The following is a 15082-nucleotide window of genomic DNA, read 5'->3' as shown; positions in this document are numbered from 1 at the left end:
TGCGAGGCGGGTAGTAGAAAGCGTGGGCCGACAGCCCTTCGGCGGTGGGGAACTCGATGGCTTCCGCTTCCGAAATGTAGCCCGGGTCGACGGTGGTCTCCGTCGCCCGTTTCAGCACCTCTTCGGCGCCCGTGTCCGGGTTCCACAGGCTGAGCCGGGTCGGCTCCGAACGGGTGGCCCCGATCAAGGCGAGGCGGCCGCCCAGGGACTGGGGCAGCCCGGGGTGCGAGAACGGCGTCGGCAGAGTCTCCAGGCCGGCCTCGGTGACGACGGCGAGCCGTCCTACGCCGCCCTCGATCACCCGGCACACAAGGAGGCCGTCGGCCAGAAATCCGAAACTCCGCATGCCGAACTGCCACAGGGGCAGGCCGAACTCCGCCCGCCGGGGACACAGGGGCTCTCGCGCGCCGTCGCGCCAGCGGTACAGGTTCCACCAGCCGGTGGAATCGTCGACGAAGTGGAGCATCCCGTCCGGCGACCACTCCGGTTGAAAAACAGAGACGTCGGCTCCGCCGGCAACCTGGCGCGCATTCGCCAGGCCGCCGTCCGCGGCCATGTCGGCCAGCCACAAGAAGGTGCCGTCCCATGGCATGTTGGGGTGATCCCAGGACAGCCAGGCGAGTTGCCGGCCGTCCGGAGAGAGGCGTGGCGCGGCGTAGAAGTCGCCCCCGGACGCCACGACGCGAACCTCGTCGCCGTCGCCTTCCAGCTCCAGCGCCACCAGGGCGTTCACGGGCTCCCCGCCGTCGCGATGGTGTTCGCGCACGCACACCGCCCGACCGGCCGACGGATCCAGGTCGAAGTCGGCGTAGCGGAGCGGACCCTCGGGAGTTATGGGACGCGGGTCGGCGCCGTCCTCCAGGCGGTACACGCGTTGATCGGCGAAGTTGGCGAAGAGCACGACGCCGTTCCGCACGCCCAGGGCGCCGCCGCCGTACTCGTGGGCGCGGGTGCGCACGTTGAACGGGGCCGGCGTGAGGTCGGTGACGGCGCCGCTGCCGGTCCGGCGCACGAGGACACTCCGTCCCGCCTCGGAGGGTCGGGACTCGAGCCAGTAGAGGCTCTCCCCGTCGGCCTTCAGGCTGCCGATCCCCACCGCACCCTCGGTCATCATGCGGGCCGTGATGGGGCTCTCCCAGGTGCCGAAGGGGGCGGTCGTGGATCTCACCCCCACAACCGCTCGCTCGCCAGCCGCGCCCCCTCCGACATGGCCTGGAACTTGGCCCAGACGATGGCGGGGTGGATCTCAGGGACCTCCAGGGCCTGGGTGCCGAAGCCGCAGTCGCTGCCGGCGATGACGTTTTCGCGGCCCACTACGCCGGCGAAGCGTTCGAGGCGCTGGGCGATGAGCTCGGGGTGCTCCACCACCACCGACGACTGGGTGATGACGCCGGGGATGATGAGCTTGCCGTCGGGCAGCTTGATGTCCTTCCAAATGGTCCACTCGTGCTCGTGGCGCGGGTTGGAGGCCTCGAAGGAGAAGGCGCCGGCGCGGATCTTGAGGACGATGTCGATGTAGTCCTTCATCTCCATGTCGTGGACTCGGGGGCCCATGTTGATGCCGTAGCAGGTGTGGTAGCGCACCCGGTCCTCGGGGATGTTCCGCAAGGCGTGGTTGATGGCCTCGATCTGCCCTTCGGCCCAGGCGCGGCACTGCGCCACGCTCAGGTCCGGGTTCTTGACGTAGTAGTTGATGAGCAGCGGGTCGTCGATCTGGAGCAGGAAGCCGGCGTCGACGATGGCTTGGTATTCCACGCTGAGGGCTTCGGCGATGGCGAACAGGAGCTCCTCGTCGCTCTTGTAGTACTCGTTCTCCTGGTTGCCGGCCACGTCGCAGGGGGAGATGGCCGGCACGAAGGCCTCCGCGGCACCGGCTTCCTGCACCGCCGCCTTCAGGTTCGCCAGGTCCTGCACCACCCGCTCCTGGGCCTTGTAGGCGATGGGGCCGGTGCAGACCATCTGCATGTTGCTGGGGTTGGGCTTGGCTCCCGGCACCGGGCTGTAGTACCCGTAGTGCTCCGGGAACGCCTGCGATTCCCGGGAGTTGTCCCAAGGCGACACCCGCACCCGGCCGGTCGGGGTGAGGCCGTCGAGCCGCTGGTGGGCGTAGACCGCGAATCCGCGCTTGCTGAGCTCGCCGTCGTCGACGATGTCGACGCCGAGGTCCATCTGCAGGCGCACGATGTCGTGGACCGCGCTCAGGAGCTTGTCCTCGTACTCCGCCGGATCGACGGGCCGGCCTTCGTTCTCCGCGAGTATCATATCGATGAGCTGTCGCGGGCGCGGCAGGCTGCCGGTGTGGGTGACGAGAATGCGTTCGGTGCTGTGCAGCATGGTTACCTCCGTTCAAGCAAACGCTTGGCAATCATCATGGCGTCCCTCGACTTCGCTCCGCTACGCTCGGGACGCCATCCGGCTCGGCGGAATTCGATCAGAGTTCCCCTCTAGCCATTGTCAACCGGCTTGAACTTGTACAGTGTACGGTCCTCGGTGACGTCGTCGAAGACTACCTCCACGGGCATGTCGCAGCTCAGCTCGTCGGCCTTGCACCCCACGACATTGGTGGTCAGCCGCGGCCCCTCGTCCAGCTCCACGATCACCAGGGCGTAGGGCAGCTCTTCGGCGAAGCCCTTGTCGTAGGCCCGGTGGTAGACGCCGAAGGAGTAGATCCTGCCCTTGCCGCTCACCCGGGCCCAGGTCCACTCCGTGCTCCAGCACTGGGGGCAGGTGGCGGCCGGCGGGAACCAGTGGTGCGAGCAGGCGTCACAGCGCGGCACCAGCAGCTCGTGGCGCTTGCAGCCTTCCCAGAAGGGCTCGGATTCCACCGACGGCGGCGGCAGCGGCTTGTTGTAATCGCTCATCCCGCTTCCCTCCCCAGGATGAGCGCCGACTGGCACACGGTGTTGCCGCCGTGGCCGCTCACCAGGGCGATGTTGCAGTCCTTGACCTGCCGCTCGGGAGTGTGTTCGCGGCGCACCTGCCTCGCGCCCTCCAGCACCTGGAGCATGCCCTCGATGTGTCCCTCGGAAAGCTGGCCCCCGGAGGTGTTGGTGGGAAGCACGCCGTCGGCTTCCAGCGCCCCGGAGCCGACGAACGGCCCGCCCTCGCCCTTGGCGCAGAAGCCGTAGTCCTCGAGCTGCAGCAGCACCATGTGGGTGAAGCAGTCGTAGATCTGGGCGGTGTCCACGTCCTTGGGGCCGATGCCCGCCATCCCATAGGCCGCCTCCCCGGCCTCCTTGGCGCCGGTGGTGATCATGTTGTCGTCGGCGTACCAGCCGCTCAGGCGGTTGCCGAAGCCGAAGCCCAGGACATACGCCGGCGGCTGCCTGAGGTCCCGCGCGCGCTCCGCGCTGGTCACCACCACCGCGCCGGCGCCGTCGATGAACACGCTGCAGTCGTACAGGCACAGCGGGTCGACGATGAGCCGGGCGCTCAGGTACTCCTCCAGCGTCAGCGGCTTCTGCATGAAGGCGTGCGGGTTCTTGCGCGCATGGTTCCGGAACGCCACCGCGATGGCGCCCAACTGCGCCTTGGTGGTGCCGAAGCGCTCCATGTGGCGCCGCGCCGCCACGGCGTAGTTCACGGGCGCGCCGAACTGGCCGAACTCCGAGCCGAACTCCGAGTAGGTCCGGGGCCGGGAGGCCACCGCCTGCTTGGCCTCGGCGGTGCGGTGCGTGCGCGACCAGGTGTCGCGGCCGTAGCCCACCACCACGGTGTTGCAGACGCCCGCCTCGATGGCCATGCACGCCATGGCCACGGCCATGGTCTGGCTCGCGCCGCCGTTGGCGGTGGAGGTGCTGTAGGTGACGTTGAGGCCGAGCGCCTCGCCCACCTTCTGGTGGTGGCAGTAGACGTCGTCCGGCCCACGGGTGATGAGGCCGTCCACGTCCTCCTTCTTGAGGCCGGCGTCCTCGATGGCGTTCTTGGCCGCTACCGCGAAGAGGCCGATGGGCCCCATCTCCGGCACCTTGCCCAGGGGGCTCTGGCCGACGCCGACGATGGCGTATTTGCCGCTCAGGTTCGTGCTCATGGTTCCTCCTCTGTCTCTGCCCTTCCCGCCCGGTTTTCCGCCTACCGGCCCTTCCACACCGCCGGGCGCTTCTCGGCGAAGGCGCGGGAGCCTTCCTTCTGGTCGTCGGTGGTGGAGAGCGCCAGACCCAGCTCGCTCTCGAGCTTGAGGCCATGGTCCAGCGAGAGCTGCATGCCCTTGGTGATGGCCTCCTTGATGGCGATGACCGACAGCGGCGCGCCCAGGCAGATCTTGCGGGCGATCTCGCGCGCCACGTCCATGTAGCCGTCCACCGGCGCCACCTTGTTCACCAGCCCGATGCGGAACGCCTCGTGGGCGTCCACGGCCTCCCCGGTGAGGGACAGCTCCAACGCCTTGGCCATGCCGACGAGGCGTGGCAGGCGCTGGGTGCCGCCGCCGCCGCCGAGGCGGCCGCGGCGCACCTCGAACATGCCCAGCTTGGCGTCCTCGGCGGCGACGCGGATATCGCAGGCCAGCGCCAACTCCAGGCCGCCGCCCACGGCGTAGCCGCGGATGGCGGCGATGGTGGGCTTGTCCATCGCGGCCACCACCATGTTCTGGCCTTGATTGCCCGCCCGGCCGCGCGCCCGGCGCTTGTCGAAGAACGTGGAGTCGTCCACTTCCCGCGCCCGTTCCTTCAAGTCGAGCCCCGTGGAGAAGGCGCGCTCCCCCGCTCCCGTGATGATGCACGCCCACACGTCGGGGTCCGCGGACACCCGGCCGCACGCGTCATGCAACTCGTCCCGTGCCTTGTAGCTGATGGCGTTCATGGACTCGGGGCGGTTGATGGTGATGGTGGCCACGTGGTCGGTCACGTCATAGAGGATGTTGTCGTAGGTCATTGAAGCTCCTTGTTGCCGACCTGTTCGGAAGACACCGTGATGAGCGCGTCCGCCACCGCCAATCCGCTCCCCTCGGGGCGCACCATCACGGGGTTCATCTCCACGGCGGTAAAGCGGCCGGCGTTGTGGGCGACGAAGTCACCGAAACGGACCACGCACTGCACCAGCGCGTCCACGTCCCGCGGCTTGGCGCCGCGGATGCCGCGAAACAGGGCGGCGCCGCGCAGCTCCGTGATCATCTCGCGCACGTCGTTCTCGTCCACGGGCGCGAGCCGGAAGGCGGCGTCCTTGAACACCTCGACGTAGACGCCGCCCAGACCGAGCAGCACCAACGGACCGAACTGCACGTCATGCACCATGCCGACGATGACCTCCAGGCCGTCGGTGACCATTTCCTGCACCAGCACGCCGTCAACGCGCGACTCCGGATGCGCCGTCTTGACGTTCCGCATCACGCGCAGATAGGCCGCCTCCACCTCCTCCGCGCTCTCGGCTCCCAGATGGACCCCGCCGGCATCCGACTTGTGGGGCACGTCCGGCGACTGGACCTTGAGCGCCACCGGGAGGCCGAGGCGCGCGGCGATGTCCACCGCCTGCTCCGGGTTCTCGGCGAGCTCTTCCCGCGTCGTGACGATGCCGGTACCGGCCAGAATCCGCTTGCTTTCGTATTCGGTCAGCGCACCGGCGCGCTCGGGTGCCTCGAAATCCACCGACGTCGCGGGCGTCCGCGGACCCTTCACCCGGCGGCGGTGGGCCGCATAGTCCACCAGCCGGCGCACCGCCTTCATGCCGCCGGCCACGTCCTCCAGGATGGGCACGCCGGTGTCGGCGGAAAACGTCCGGTAGTCGCCGGTGAGGCTGTTGGAGGCGAGGGACAGGACGAACAGCGGCTTCGCCGCCTTCGTCGCGCACGCCACCGCCTGGTCGAGCAGCTTCTGCTGGCCCGCGCCGGTGGTGCGCTTGGCGCTCAGGGCCATGCCGACCAGATCGACGCCGTCGTCGTTCAGGAGCGTGTCGAGGACCGTCGTGAGATTGTCTCCGCGCTCGATGCGCGGCATGCCGACGGTGTCGATGGGGTTGCTGAAGGGGCGGTCCTCCACCCCGAGGATCTCCTGGAGCCTTCCGTTGAGGGCCGCCGACAAGGGCGGGACCTGGAGTCCCGCGGCCGCGTTCACGTCGCTGATGAGCGCCGTGGCTCCGCCGGAGATGGTGAGGAACACGACCTTGCCGCCCGCCGGCAACCGCGCGTGGAGGAACAGGCCGGCGGTCTCCACCAGCTCGTCGATGGTTTCCACCGGGGCCACCCCGGTCTCGCGGAACAGGGCCGCGTAGGCCTCCTGGCGCCCGGCCAGGGTGCCTGTGTGGGCGACGGTGGCGCGCCGGCCGGACTCGGTGCGCCCGAGCTTCAGCACCACCACGGGCTTCTTCCGGGTGGCGGCCGCCAGCACCCGCCGCAGCTTGGCGCCGTCCTTGGCCCCCTCCATGAGGCAGGCGATCACCTGCGTCTCCGGATCGTCGGCGAGGTACTCGATGTAGTCGGCCATCTCCACCACGGCCTCGTTGCCGCTGGAGATGATGTAGTTGAAGCCGATGTTCCGGCTCGCTCCCAACTCGGTGACGGCGTTGGTCAGCCCGCCGCTCTGGGAGATGAGCGAGACACCGCCGGGCACGGCGTCCTCGGGGATGGAGAAATAGGAGTTGGCGAAGCCGTACTTGAGGCTCGCCAGCCCCATGCAGCAGGGGCCGGTCACGGCCATCCCGCCAACGGCCGCCAGACGCTGAAGCTCCTCCTGGCGCCGCCGTCCGGCCGCCGTGTCGCCGTCCGCGAAGCCCTCGGCCACGACCACGCCCGAGGGTACGCCCGCGTTCACCGCTTCCTCGATGACTTCGAGCACCCGCGTAACCGGCAGCGCCACCACCACGCAGTCCGGCGTCTCCGGCAACGCGGCCACCGACGCGTAGCACGCCTTGCCGCGGATCTCGCCGTAGTTGGGATTCACCGGATAGACCGCTCCCTGGAAGCCCGACGCGAGCAGGTTCCCCAGGATCCGTCCACCGGTGCTCCCCTTGGGAGACGCGCCCACGACCGCCACGGATCGCGGCCGTAGCAGCGCCTTGAGGTTGTCGTTTCCGCTCATGTCCGTTGAAAATCAGTCACTTACCGGCGACCCGTTCGCGCTTCGCGCAGTGGATTGAGTCCGCGTGTTGGAAGCCCAAGATGCCCTTTCTCCGCAACTCCTTGAAATTCCGGAAAAAACCGCTGCCCGGATATTGGGCAATCCGCTGGGTCGCGGATGGATAGGGCGGTTTTCTGCTCGTCCGGGCATTATTCACAGGCCTTATCCACAGAAGGTGTTGTCAAATTGACATGTAATCTTGACATTGACGCCACTACACGTTCCCGCTCGGATCACCTGACCGTGGGCACGCCGGGGTCGGCGGGCTCGTGGCTGTCACGGGCGCGCACGTGGTCGTACTGGCGCGCGAACCAGCGCATGTACTCGCCGTAGGTGATGGGTTCATAACGGGGCGGATCGCCCGGCCCGTGACACGAAGGCAGACACGCCATGGGAAAGTCGTGGGTGGCGTCGAAGAAGAACGGGATGGCGTAGCGGTCACGGCCGGCGTTGCGGTTCATGACCCGGTGCGGCGTGGACAGGAACCGGTGGTTGGTCCAGCGGCGCAGCATGTCCCCGGAGTTGACCAGGAAGGTGCCGGGCACGACGGGCGCCTCCACCCACTCGCCCGAGGGCATGCCGATGGCCAGACCGGGGAGCTCCGACTGCGGCAGCATGGTGAGGAAGCTCGAATCGGTGTGGGGCGCGAGGCCGTACTGGTCGGTGTCACCCTGCTCCTCGGGCGGGTAGTGGGACAGCCGCAGGGTGTACTGGGGCTCGCGGAAGGCTGCGTCGAAGTAGTCCGGCGGCAGCTCCAGCGCCGTGGCGTAGACCGGCAGCATGCGCTTGCACAGCGCCTCCATGGCGTCGAGATACGCCACCACCGTTTCCCGGAAGCCGGGCAGGACCCGCGCGTCGGGCCACGGGTTGGCGCAACGGTAGCGCACCCCCGCCACCACGTCCGGATGATCCAGGGGCAGATCGCGCTTGAGGAAGAACGCCTCGACGAAATTGGGACGCGTGGCCGTCTCCACGCGCGAGCTGCGGGACACGTAGCCGTTGAGCGGCATGTAACCCACGTTGTGCTCGTTGCCGCGAACGGCCATTTTCCGGTCCGGCGGTTGCGCGTGGAAGCGCGCGCATTCGGTGAACACGGAGTCGATGAGCCGCCGCGGCACCCCGTGTCCGTGGATGTAGTAGAAGCCCACGCGCTCCAGGGCGTGGCGCAGTTCGGCGGCCAAGGGCGTCAACGCGCCGGGAACACCGGCGAGGTAATCGGCCAGGTCCAGCACCGGGATGCCGCTCGCCACCGCGGTGTCGAGCGCGGACTCGCGCAAAGCCTTGGCCATGCCGTTCACCCCGTGGGCAGCACCGGCATGCCCTCGGGCGCGCCGATCCGAAACGCGTTGAGCGAGCACGCCAGGCCGACGTAGCCGCCGACGATGCCGGTCAGTTCCGCCAGCCGTTGGTCCCCGAGGCGCTCCCGCAAGGCCGCGAAGGTGGCTTCGGTGACACGGTGCGGCGGCCGCAACAGCTCCTGCACGTACCGGACGAACGGGGCCTCGTCCTCGTTCAGCCCTTCGGGCGCCTTGCGGTCACGGATGGCCGCCACCGCCTCCTCGCGCACACCCGCGTCCAGGGCGTGGCCGGAGTGGGCGGCCCATTCGTACACGCAGTCCATCTCCCGGGCCACCGTGCAGATGACCAGTTCCTTCTCCTTGCGGGGGAAGTCCGAGGTGAAGAGCGAGTACCCCACCAAGTGCGCGGTGCGTGCCGCCAGGTCCGGGCAATGGAGCAGGTTGGCATAGGGCGCTCCGATGCGCTTCCGGCTCGCCATGATGGAGTCATAGTGGTGGCGCTGGTCTTCGGGTATGGCCTCCCGTTCGGTCAGCTCCGGTATGCGGGGCATGCTCGATCCTCTCCGACACGACTCACAGCGCCGGCGTGGTGGCCGGGGGCTTGCGGTGGTGCGTGGCCTGCTCGTAGGCGTAGGCGAACTGGATCATGCGCGCGTCGTCGTAGGGCCTTCCCAGGAAGGTGATGCCTCCCGGCAGGCCGTCCCGGGTGAACCCTCCGGGAGCCACTACCGACGAAACGAAAATCAGGAACGTGTTGATGTGGGGCACCCCGCGCATGTTGACCCAGGGCGGCTGAATGCCGTCGCGGATGACCGTGGGCTGGTGTTCCACCGACTTGTGCACGATGGCGTCGAGCCGGTGGTCGGCCATGACCTTCAACAGGTTGCCCATGAGCTTCTCGCGCGCCAGCAGGTACTGGTAGTGCTTGTCGGCGTCCAGGGGCGCCTTCCAGCGGTTCTGGGCGTTGTAGTGGACCTTGGCGAACTCCGGCGACGCCATGGCCTCCTGGCGCGATTCGAACGGCCGCTTCGCGCTTCTGCCGTAGTACAGCCTGAACGCCTCGTCGGCGTTGTTGGGGTTCCACGACCGCTGTGCCAGGAGCTCGTTGAGCTGCGGTATCTCCACCGGGTCCACCACCTCGGCTCCGGCGGCCTTGAGGTCCGCCACCGCCTTGTCGAAGACCTCGGTGATCTGGCGGAAATCGTCGGTGTCGGGCTCCGAGGTGTATCCCATGGGCTCCCGGAGAATTCCCAGGCGGGCGCCGCCGAGTCCCTTGGCGTCGAGGAAATCGGTGTAGCTCGGAGGGACGTGGCCGACGCCGCGAGCGGTCACCGGGTCGTCGGGGTCGTAGCCCACCATCACGTCCAACAGCTTGGCCATGTCGGTGACCGTGCGCGCCATGGGGCCCAGGGAACCGGTCATGTCGGGCCAGCCGTCGTAGACGCCGCCCCGGCTCACCAGCCCGGGCGTGGGGCGCATGCCCGCGACGCAGTTCCAGGTGGACGGCCGGCGGATGGAGGCGTAGCCTTCCTGGCCCACGGCCACGGTGGAGAAGTTGGCGGCCACGGCACCGCCCGAGCCGCCGGAGGAGCCGCCCACCGTGCGCTCGATGTCGTAGGGATTGCGGCTGGAGCCGAAGAGCGAGCCGTGGGTGTCCCCGCCCCCCAGTTCGCCCAGGGTGGCCTTGGCCAGGATGATGGCGCCGGCCTTCTTGAGCTGCTCCACCACGAAGCAGTCGCGGTCGGGGTAGTAGTCCTTGAACAGGACGCTGCCCAGGGTGGTGGGCATGCCCTTGGCGTCCCCCTGGTCCTTGAAGATGACGGGAATGCCGTGCAGCGGGCCGCCGCGGGGCGCGGCGCCGAGCCGGTCGGCCTCCTCCAGGGCGTTGGGGTTGACCGTGATGACGCAGTTCAGGGCCGGGCCGTTCTTGTCGTACGCTTCGATGCGGTCGATGTACGCCTGCACCAGTTCGCGCGGGGTCAACTGCCCCGACTCGTAGGCCTTGTGGACGGCCTCGATGGTGGTTTCCACGACGTCGAAGTTGCTCATGTGGATCTCCTGCTAAACATGCCCATCGGGCGGGAATGCCCCGCCTCCTCCCCTGGATTCCGGGTCAAGCCCGGAATGACGGTTTCGGGGTTACGCTAGAAGAACGCCAGGGTGCGCATCTCGATGCTCTCGCGGGGCGGGGCATCGGACGGCGTGTCCGGGTCGTCGAAGGCCGAGTGCAGGGTCCAGCGCGCGCGCCCGTCCTTCTCGGACTCGAAGGTCTTGAACACCACCGCTTCGTGCCGCTCCATGTGCGGGAAGTAGTACCAGTAATGGTCGGGATTGAAGGTGTAGTGGAGCGTCTCGCCGCGCCGGTCCGGGTAGATGCGCGCGGTGGGTATGGCCCCCTCCATGCCGGTGCTGCGTGCGTCGCAGATGGCCAGCGGATCCCGTATCACCGGCCGGTTGATGGGGCGCCAGGTCTGCACCACGGCGAACCGCCCCTTGAGCAACTCCTCGGCCTCGTCCGGCAGGAGGTCGCGCACCCGCTGCGGCCCCGACCAGTCCGTGTAGTCGTTGTGGGCGCCGCGCACCGGGCCGCCCACCTGCTTCGCCTCCCGCGTGGCCTCGTCGCCCGAGCGCAGCGTGTGGTCGAACACCACCACGCGCTTCGCCCCGGAGGTCTTCTTCACCAGATCCTCGGTCTCCTTGTAGTAGACCGAGCGCAGCTCCTCCTGGTCATAGAAGTCCTTCATTTGCGTGTCGTGGCGCACGAACACGAAGCCCTCGCGCTCCAGCGAAAGCTCGGCGGCCAGGAGCCGCGCATTGTGGATCGTGACCGTATGGCTCTCGTATTTGCCCCTGCGCTTGCGGTCCGCCTCCTTCTGGCTCATGCCGCCGTAGCTCGCGGGGGCTTCGGTATCCTTGTTGAGGTAGTTGACCACGCCCTGGATGCATTCCGGCTGTGCCGCCTCTTCGGGTCTCGCCATCGCGCCCTCCTTCGGATCGGGTAGTCCGTTTATTCGACTTGATTAGTCAAAACCGTAAAACCGCGCACAGTTGTCCCACAGGATCTTGCGCTTCGCCTCGTCGGACAGGTCGAGCTCCAGGAACCCTTCCACCGCGTGAGGATACTTGGAGTCGCCATGAGGGTAGTCGGTGGAGAAGACGAGTTGGTCGTAGCCGAACTCCTCGATGGTGAACCGCGCCGGGGTCTCGTCCGGCTCGATGGAAATCCAGCATTGGTCCTTGAAGTAGTCGCTGGGTTTCCGGTCCAGATCGGGCATGTAAACGTCGCCCTCCCGCTCGAAACCCTCGTCGAAGCGCCAGAGAAGCCACGGCAGCCACGAACAGTTGGCTTCCAGGAATGCCACCCGAAGCCTGGGATGACGCGCGAGCACGCCGCCGCCAACAAAGCTCCCGAGCCCCATCATCTGCTCCAAGGGCTGGGAATAGACGCGCCTCAGGCCGAAGTTGGGCTCGAACTGCTCGCCGGCCTGGGCCGCGCGGGAAGTCGTGGCTTCGTGGAACCCGATGGGGAGGGCCAACTCCTCCAGGGTATTCCACAGGGGCTCGTAGTACGGGTCGTGCAGGGGTTTGCCGTTGACGACGTTGGACCTCAGGAAGACCGTGCGGAAGCCGTACTCGCCCACCACCCGGCGGGTCTCCTCCACCGCGTCGTTGATGTCGTAGACCGAGATCATGCCGGCGCCGAACAGCCGGTTCGGATCGGCGCGGCAAAAGTCGTGGAGCCAGTCGTTGTAGGCCCGCGCAAGAGCCGCGGCGAATTGCGGCGTGTGTCCCGGAAAGGTGAGCACATGGAGGCCCCTGGTCGGAAACAGCACCGCGGCGTCGATGCCCTCCACGTCCATGGCCTCGAGCTGCACCTCACCGGTCCAGCCCCTCCCAGAGTGGTCGCGGTAGGTGTTCTGGTTCTTCTCGTAGTTGCGGCCGCGATGCTCCTCCGTGCCGGTGCGGCGCACTTCAGCCGCCTTGTCGGGGAAGCTTAGCCCCAAGTCCCGAACGTTCTCGGACGTCCGTCCCAGCGGAGCCTGTGCCTGAAACTCCGGCGGCATGTACCGAGACCACAGGTCCGTTGGTTCCATGATGTGCATGTCGCTATCGAATACCTTGAAGCCGTTCCTTGCCATGAGCTTGCCCCTTGCTTGCGGGAAGCGCACGCGCGCGGCCTGCCGGCCACGCCGCGCTCGTCCCCGATGGAAAAGAAAAGCCGCCCTCGCGGAGGGCGGCTTTCGCGTTACTGTACGGGATGAGGAATGTCGAGCTGGTAGAGGTTCCTGACGTTGGTGTAGACCAGCTTCTTCCGGATGTCCGACGGCAGGTGGCCGAGGTCGCGGTCGATGTAGCGCTTCGACTCCGGCCACGTGGAGTTGGCGTGCGGGTAGTCGTTGGACCACATGCAGTTGTCCTGGCCCCACCACTCGAAGTTGTGCCCGGCGACCGTGTCGCGGAAGAACGTGCCGTAGAACTGGTCGACGAAATACTCGCTCGGGTTCTTGGTGATGGAAATCGGGTTCTCCCCCTTGAAGCGGTTCCAGTAGTAGTCCCATTGCTGCAGCATGAACGGCATCCAGCCGATCTCGTTCTCGACGCACACGAACTTGAGCTTGGGATGGCGCTCCATGATGCCGTAGAAGATGAAGTCGAAGACCGCGTTGATGATCTCCTGGAGCTTCAGGTTGACGCTGCCGCGGTAGGGCTCGACGCCGATGCGCTTGTTCCCGAACACCGTCTGCTTGTGGTAGCCGTGGCCGGTGAGGATGTGCAGGTGCACCGGCAGTTCGAGGTCCGCGGACGCCGCCCAGAACTTCTCGTAGTGGTCGGAGCGGAACGGCAGGTCCGCGTGCGGCGCCTGCCAGATGAGCGAGCCCTTGAGCCCCGCCTTGGCGGCGCGTTCGAGCTCCGCCACCGCGTGGTCGATGTCGTACATGGAGATGGCGGCCACGCCCACCAGCCGGTTCGGCGCCACCGAGCAGTAATCCATGACCCAGTCGTTGTAGGCGCGGAACGACACTTCCTGCAGCTTGGCGTCGTCCATGGCGAAGTGCGGCAGCAGATAGGTCGGGAAAAGGACCTCCGCGCTCACGCCGTCGGTTTCCATCTCGGTGATACGCTTGTTGGGGTCCGATCCCCCCGGCTGCGTCTGGAAGCTCTCCCCCAACTTCAGTTGCGGAAAGCGGGGCACCTGGTCCTTGAAAGACTTGGGCGCCCTTTCCACCAGAGCGTCCGACGGCTCCATGACGTGGGAGTCGGACGAAATAATGACTTCGCAGCCCGCCAGTGTTCCGTTGTCGGCCATTTGTTTACCCCCTTGCGAACGTTTCAAATTTTCGCGCACTTACCCTAGCGTCTAGCATTACCGGTCTTGAGCCGTCAAGATTCGAGGCCGCGCGAAATTCCCCGGAGCCGGCCCCCCGGATTGACCGCCACTCACCATTCCGACTCGTTCATGGCCCATCGGTCCAGGCTCGCCAGGTACTCCCGCATCAGCACCAGCCGCATGGCCACGGCCCGGCGCACGGCGTCCTGGACCTCCGCGGTGGTGGCGTAGCATTCCAGTATTCCCTCGGGACCGGTGCCGTGACCCTCCTCGTCGGCCAGGATGCGCTTGTACGGGGCCTTGATCCAGTCGGGGACCGAGGGCGCGGCCAGACACTTCTCGATGAGGTAGTTGGCTATTCCTTCGCCGCCCATGGAGAAGCCCGCCAGCCGCTGGCAACTGTCCGGAAGTCCCTCCATGGCGTTGAACATGGACATCTGCGCCGGCAGCGGGCGGTAGTCGAAGGGATCCGCCCCCAGCTCCCGGATGCGCGCGGACAGGAGCCCGGCGTGCACCATCTCCTCGTGGGCGGACCGCGCCATCATGGTCTTGACCTCGATCTCCGGGGTGGTCTTGAGCCAGCCGCCGAAGAGATCGGCGGCCCGAAGCTCGTTCCACAGCCGGCTCTTCATGACCCGGACGCGCTCCTCGTCGGTCGTCAGGGGAACGTAGCTGTACGCCGGCGGCCGATCGTCCAACGTGGCGCAGAAGGCCCGGACCTTGTCCCGCAACTCCTGAACGAACTCGCTGCTGGTCATGGACTCCCCCTTATGAAGTGACGCCGCCCTCGCGCAGCTCCGCCAGGGCCTCCTCGTCGTAGCCCAACTCGCGCAGGATCTCCTCGGTGTTCTCGCCCAGCAGCGGCGCGGCCCGGTGAAAACGCGTGGGCGTGTCGGACAACTGGATGGCGTTGCCGATGAGGTTGCTCGACCCCATCTTGGGATGCCGGATCTCCTGCGGCAGGCCCAGGTCCTTCACCTGCGGGTCGTCCAGTACCTCGTCGATCTTGTAGATCGGCGCATTGGGCACACTCACCGCGTCCAGCGCCTCGAGCCAGTGATCTCGCGGCTTCTTCTCGAACTCCGCCTGCAGGATGGGAACGATGTCGTAGTGATTCTCCCAGCGGTCCTTTCGCGTGGCGAAGCGAGGCTCGTCCAGCAGGTCCCGGCGTCCCACGGCGGTCACCAAGCCTTCCCAGGCCTTCTGGTGTCCGGAGAGGTGGATCACCAGGGCCTTCTTGTCGCTGGGAACGAAACAATAGATACGCCCCCGCGGGAAATTCTCCCGGGTGATGGCCTCGCCGCCGTTCAGGTAGTCGGCCATGTGGGACTCGATGAACGCCAGGCTGATGCGCAGCAGCGACGCGTCCACGAACTGGCCGCGGCCGGTATGGTGGCGCGCCATCA

General features: G+C 67.3%; 14 protein-coding genes. All 14 read right to left on the bottom strand.

All coding sequences use genetic code 11. The annotated features are described in order from the left end of the window. Positions 1-1168, bottom strand: a 1168-nt coding sequence (locus OXF11_07955; protein ID MCY4487036.1) for a S9 family peptidase, incomplete at its 3' end; no start/stop codon positions are given. After that, the gene (locus tag OXF11_07950; GenBank protein ID MCY4487035.1) at positions 1165-2334 is read right to left on the bottom strand and encodes a cobalamin-independent methionine synthase II family protein; all 1170 of its coding nucleotides are present in this window, start codon (positions 2332-2334) and stop codon (positions 1165-1167) included. The genes OXF11_07950 and OXF11_07955, both read right to left, overlap by 4 nt. A gap of 110 nt (positions 2335-2444) precedes the next feature. Continuing rightward, on the bottom strand, positions 2445-2861 hold the full coding sequence (locus tag OXF11_07945; protein ID MCY4487034.1) for a Zn-ribbon domain-containing OB-fold protein: 417 nt from the start codon (positions 2859-2861) through the stop codon (positions 2445-2447). Further along, positions 2858-4030 carry a thiolase family protein gene (locus tag OXF11_07940; protein ID MCY4487033.1) on the bottom strand — a complete coding sequence of 391 codons (1173 nt, stop codon included), beginning with the start codon at positions 4028-4030 and terminating at the stop codon, positions 2858-2860. Before OXF11_07940 ends, OXF11_07945 begins: the two co-directional genes overlap by 4 nt. Positions 4031-4071: 41 nt before the next feature. Then, on the bottom strand, positions 4072-4872 hold the full coding sequence (locus tag OXF11_07935; GenBank protein MCY4487032.1) for an enoyl-CoA hydratase/isomerase family protein: 801 nt from the start codon (positions 4870-4872) through the stop codon (positions 4072-4074). Continuing rightward, positions 4869-7010 carry an acetate--CoA ligase family protein gene (locus OXF11_07930; GenBank protein MCY4487031.1) on the bottom strand — a complete coding sequence of 714 codons (2142 nt, stop codon included), beginning with the start codon at positions 7008-7010 and terminating at the stop codon, positions 4869-4871. The genes OXF11_07935 and OXF11_07930 overlap by 4 nt, the downstream gene beginning before the upstream one ends. A 272-nt stretch (positions 7011-7282) precedes the next feature. After that, on the bottom strand, positions 7283-8338 hold the full coding sequence (locus OXF11_07925) for an isopenicillin N synthase family oxygenase (protein MCY4487030.1): 1056 nt from the start codon (positions 8336-8338) through the stop codon (positions 7283-7285). A gap of 5 nt (positions 8339-8343) precedes the next feature. Further along, on the bottom strand, positions 8344-8898 hold the full coding sequence (locus OXF11_07920; protein MCY4487029.1) for a carboxymuconolactone decarboxylase family protein: 555 nt from the start codon (positions 8896-8898) through the stop codon (positions 8344-8346). A gap of 22 nt (positions 8899-8920) precedes the next feature. Beyond that, entirely contained in the window at positions 8921-10396 is a 1476-nt protein-coding gene (locus tag OXF11_07915; protein ID MCY4487028.1) for an amidase family protein, read from the bottom strand. Positions 10397-10491: 95 nt separating this feature from the next. Then, on the bottom strand, positions 10492-11325 hold the full coding sequence (locus tag OXF11_07910; GenBank protein MCY4487027.1) for a CmcJ/NvfI family oxidoreductase: 834 nt from the start codon (positions 11323-11325) through the stop codon (positions 10492-10494). Between the two features lie 42 nt (positions 11326-11367). Further along, positions 11368-12486 carry an amidohydrolase family protein gene (locus tag OXF11_07905; GenBank protein ID MCY4487026.1) on the bottom strand — a complete coding sequence of 373 codons (1119 nt, stop codon included), beginning with the start codon at positions 12484-12486 and terminating at the stop codon, positions 11368-11370. Positions 12487-12593: 107 nt separating this feature from the next. Continuing rightward, entirely contained in the window at positions 12594-13655 is a 1062-nt protein-coding gene (locus tag OXF11_07900) for an amidohydrolase family protein (protein MCY4487025.1), read from the bottom strand. Positions 13656-13786: 131 nt separating this feature from the next. Next, positions 13787-14434, bottom strand: coding sequence for a hypothetical protein (locus OXF11_07895; protein MCY4487024.1), 648 nt, complete (start codon positions 14432-14434; stop codon positions 13787-13789). Between the two features lie 10 nt (positions 14435-14444). Further along, on the bottom strand, positions 14445-15082 hold a 638-nt coding region (locus tag OXF11_07890), incomplete at its 5' end, for a CoA transferase (protein MCY4487023.1).

The organism is Deltaproteobacteria bacterium, from assembly GCA_026712905.1.
Classification (GTDB): domain Bacteria; phylum Desulfobacterota; class Binatia; order UBA9968; family JAJDTQ01; genus JAJDTQ01.
This window is presented reverse-complemented; position numbering and strand designations above follow the sequence as displayed.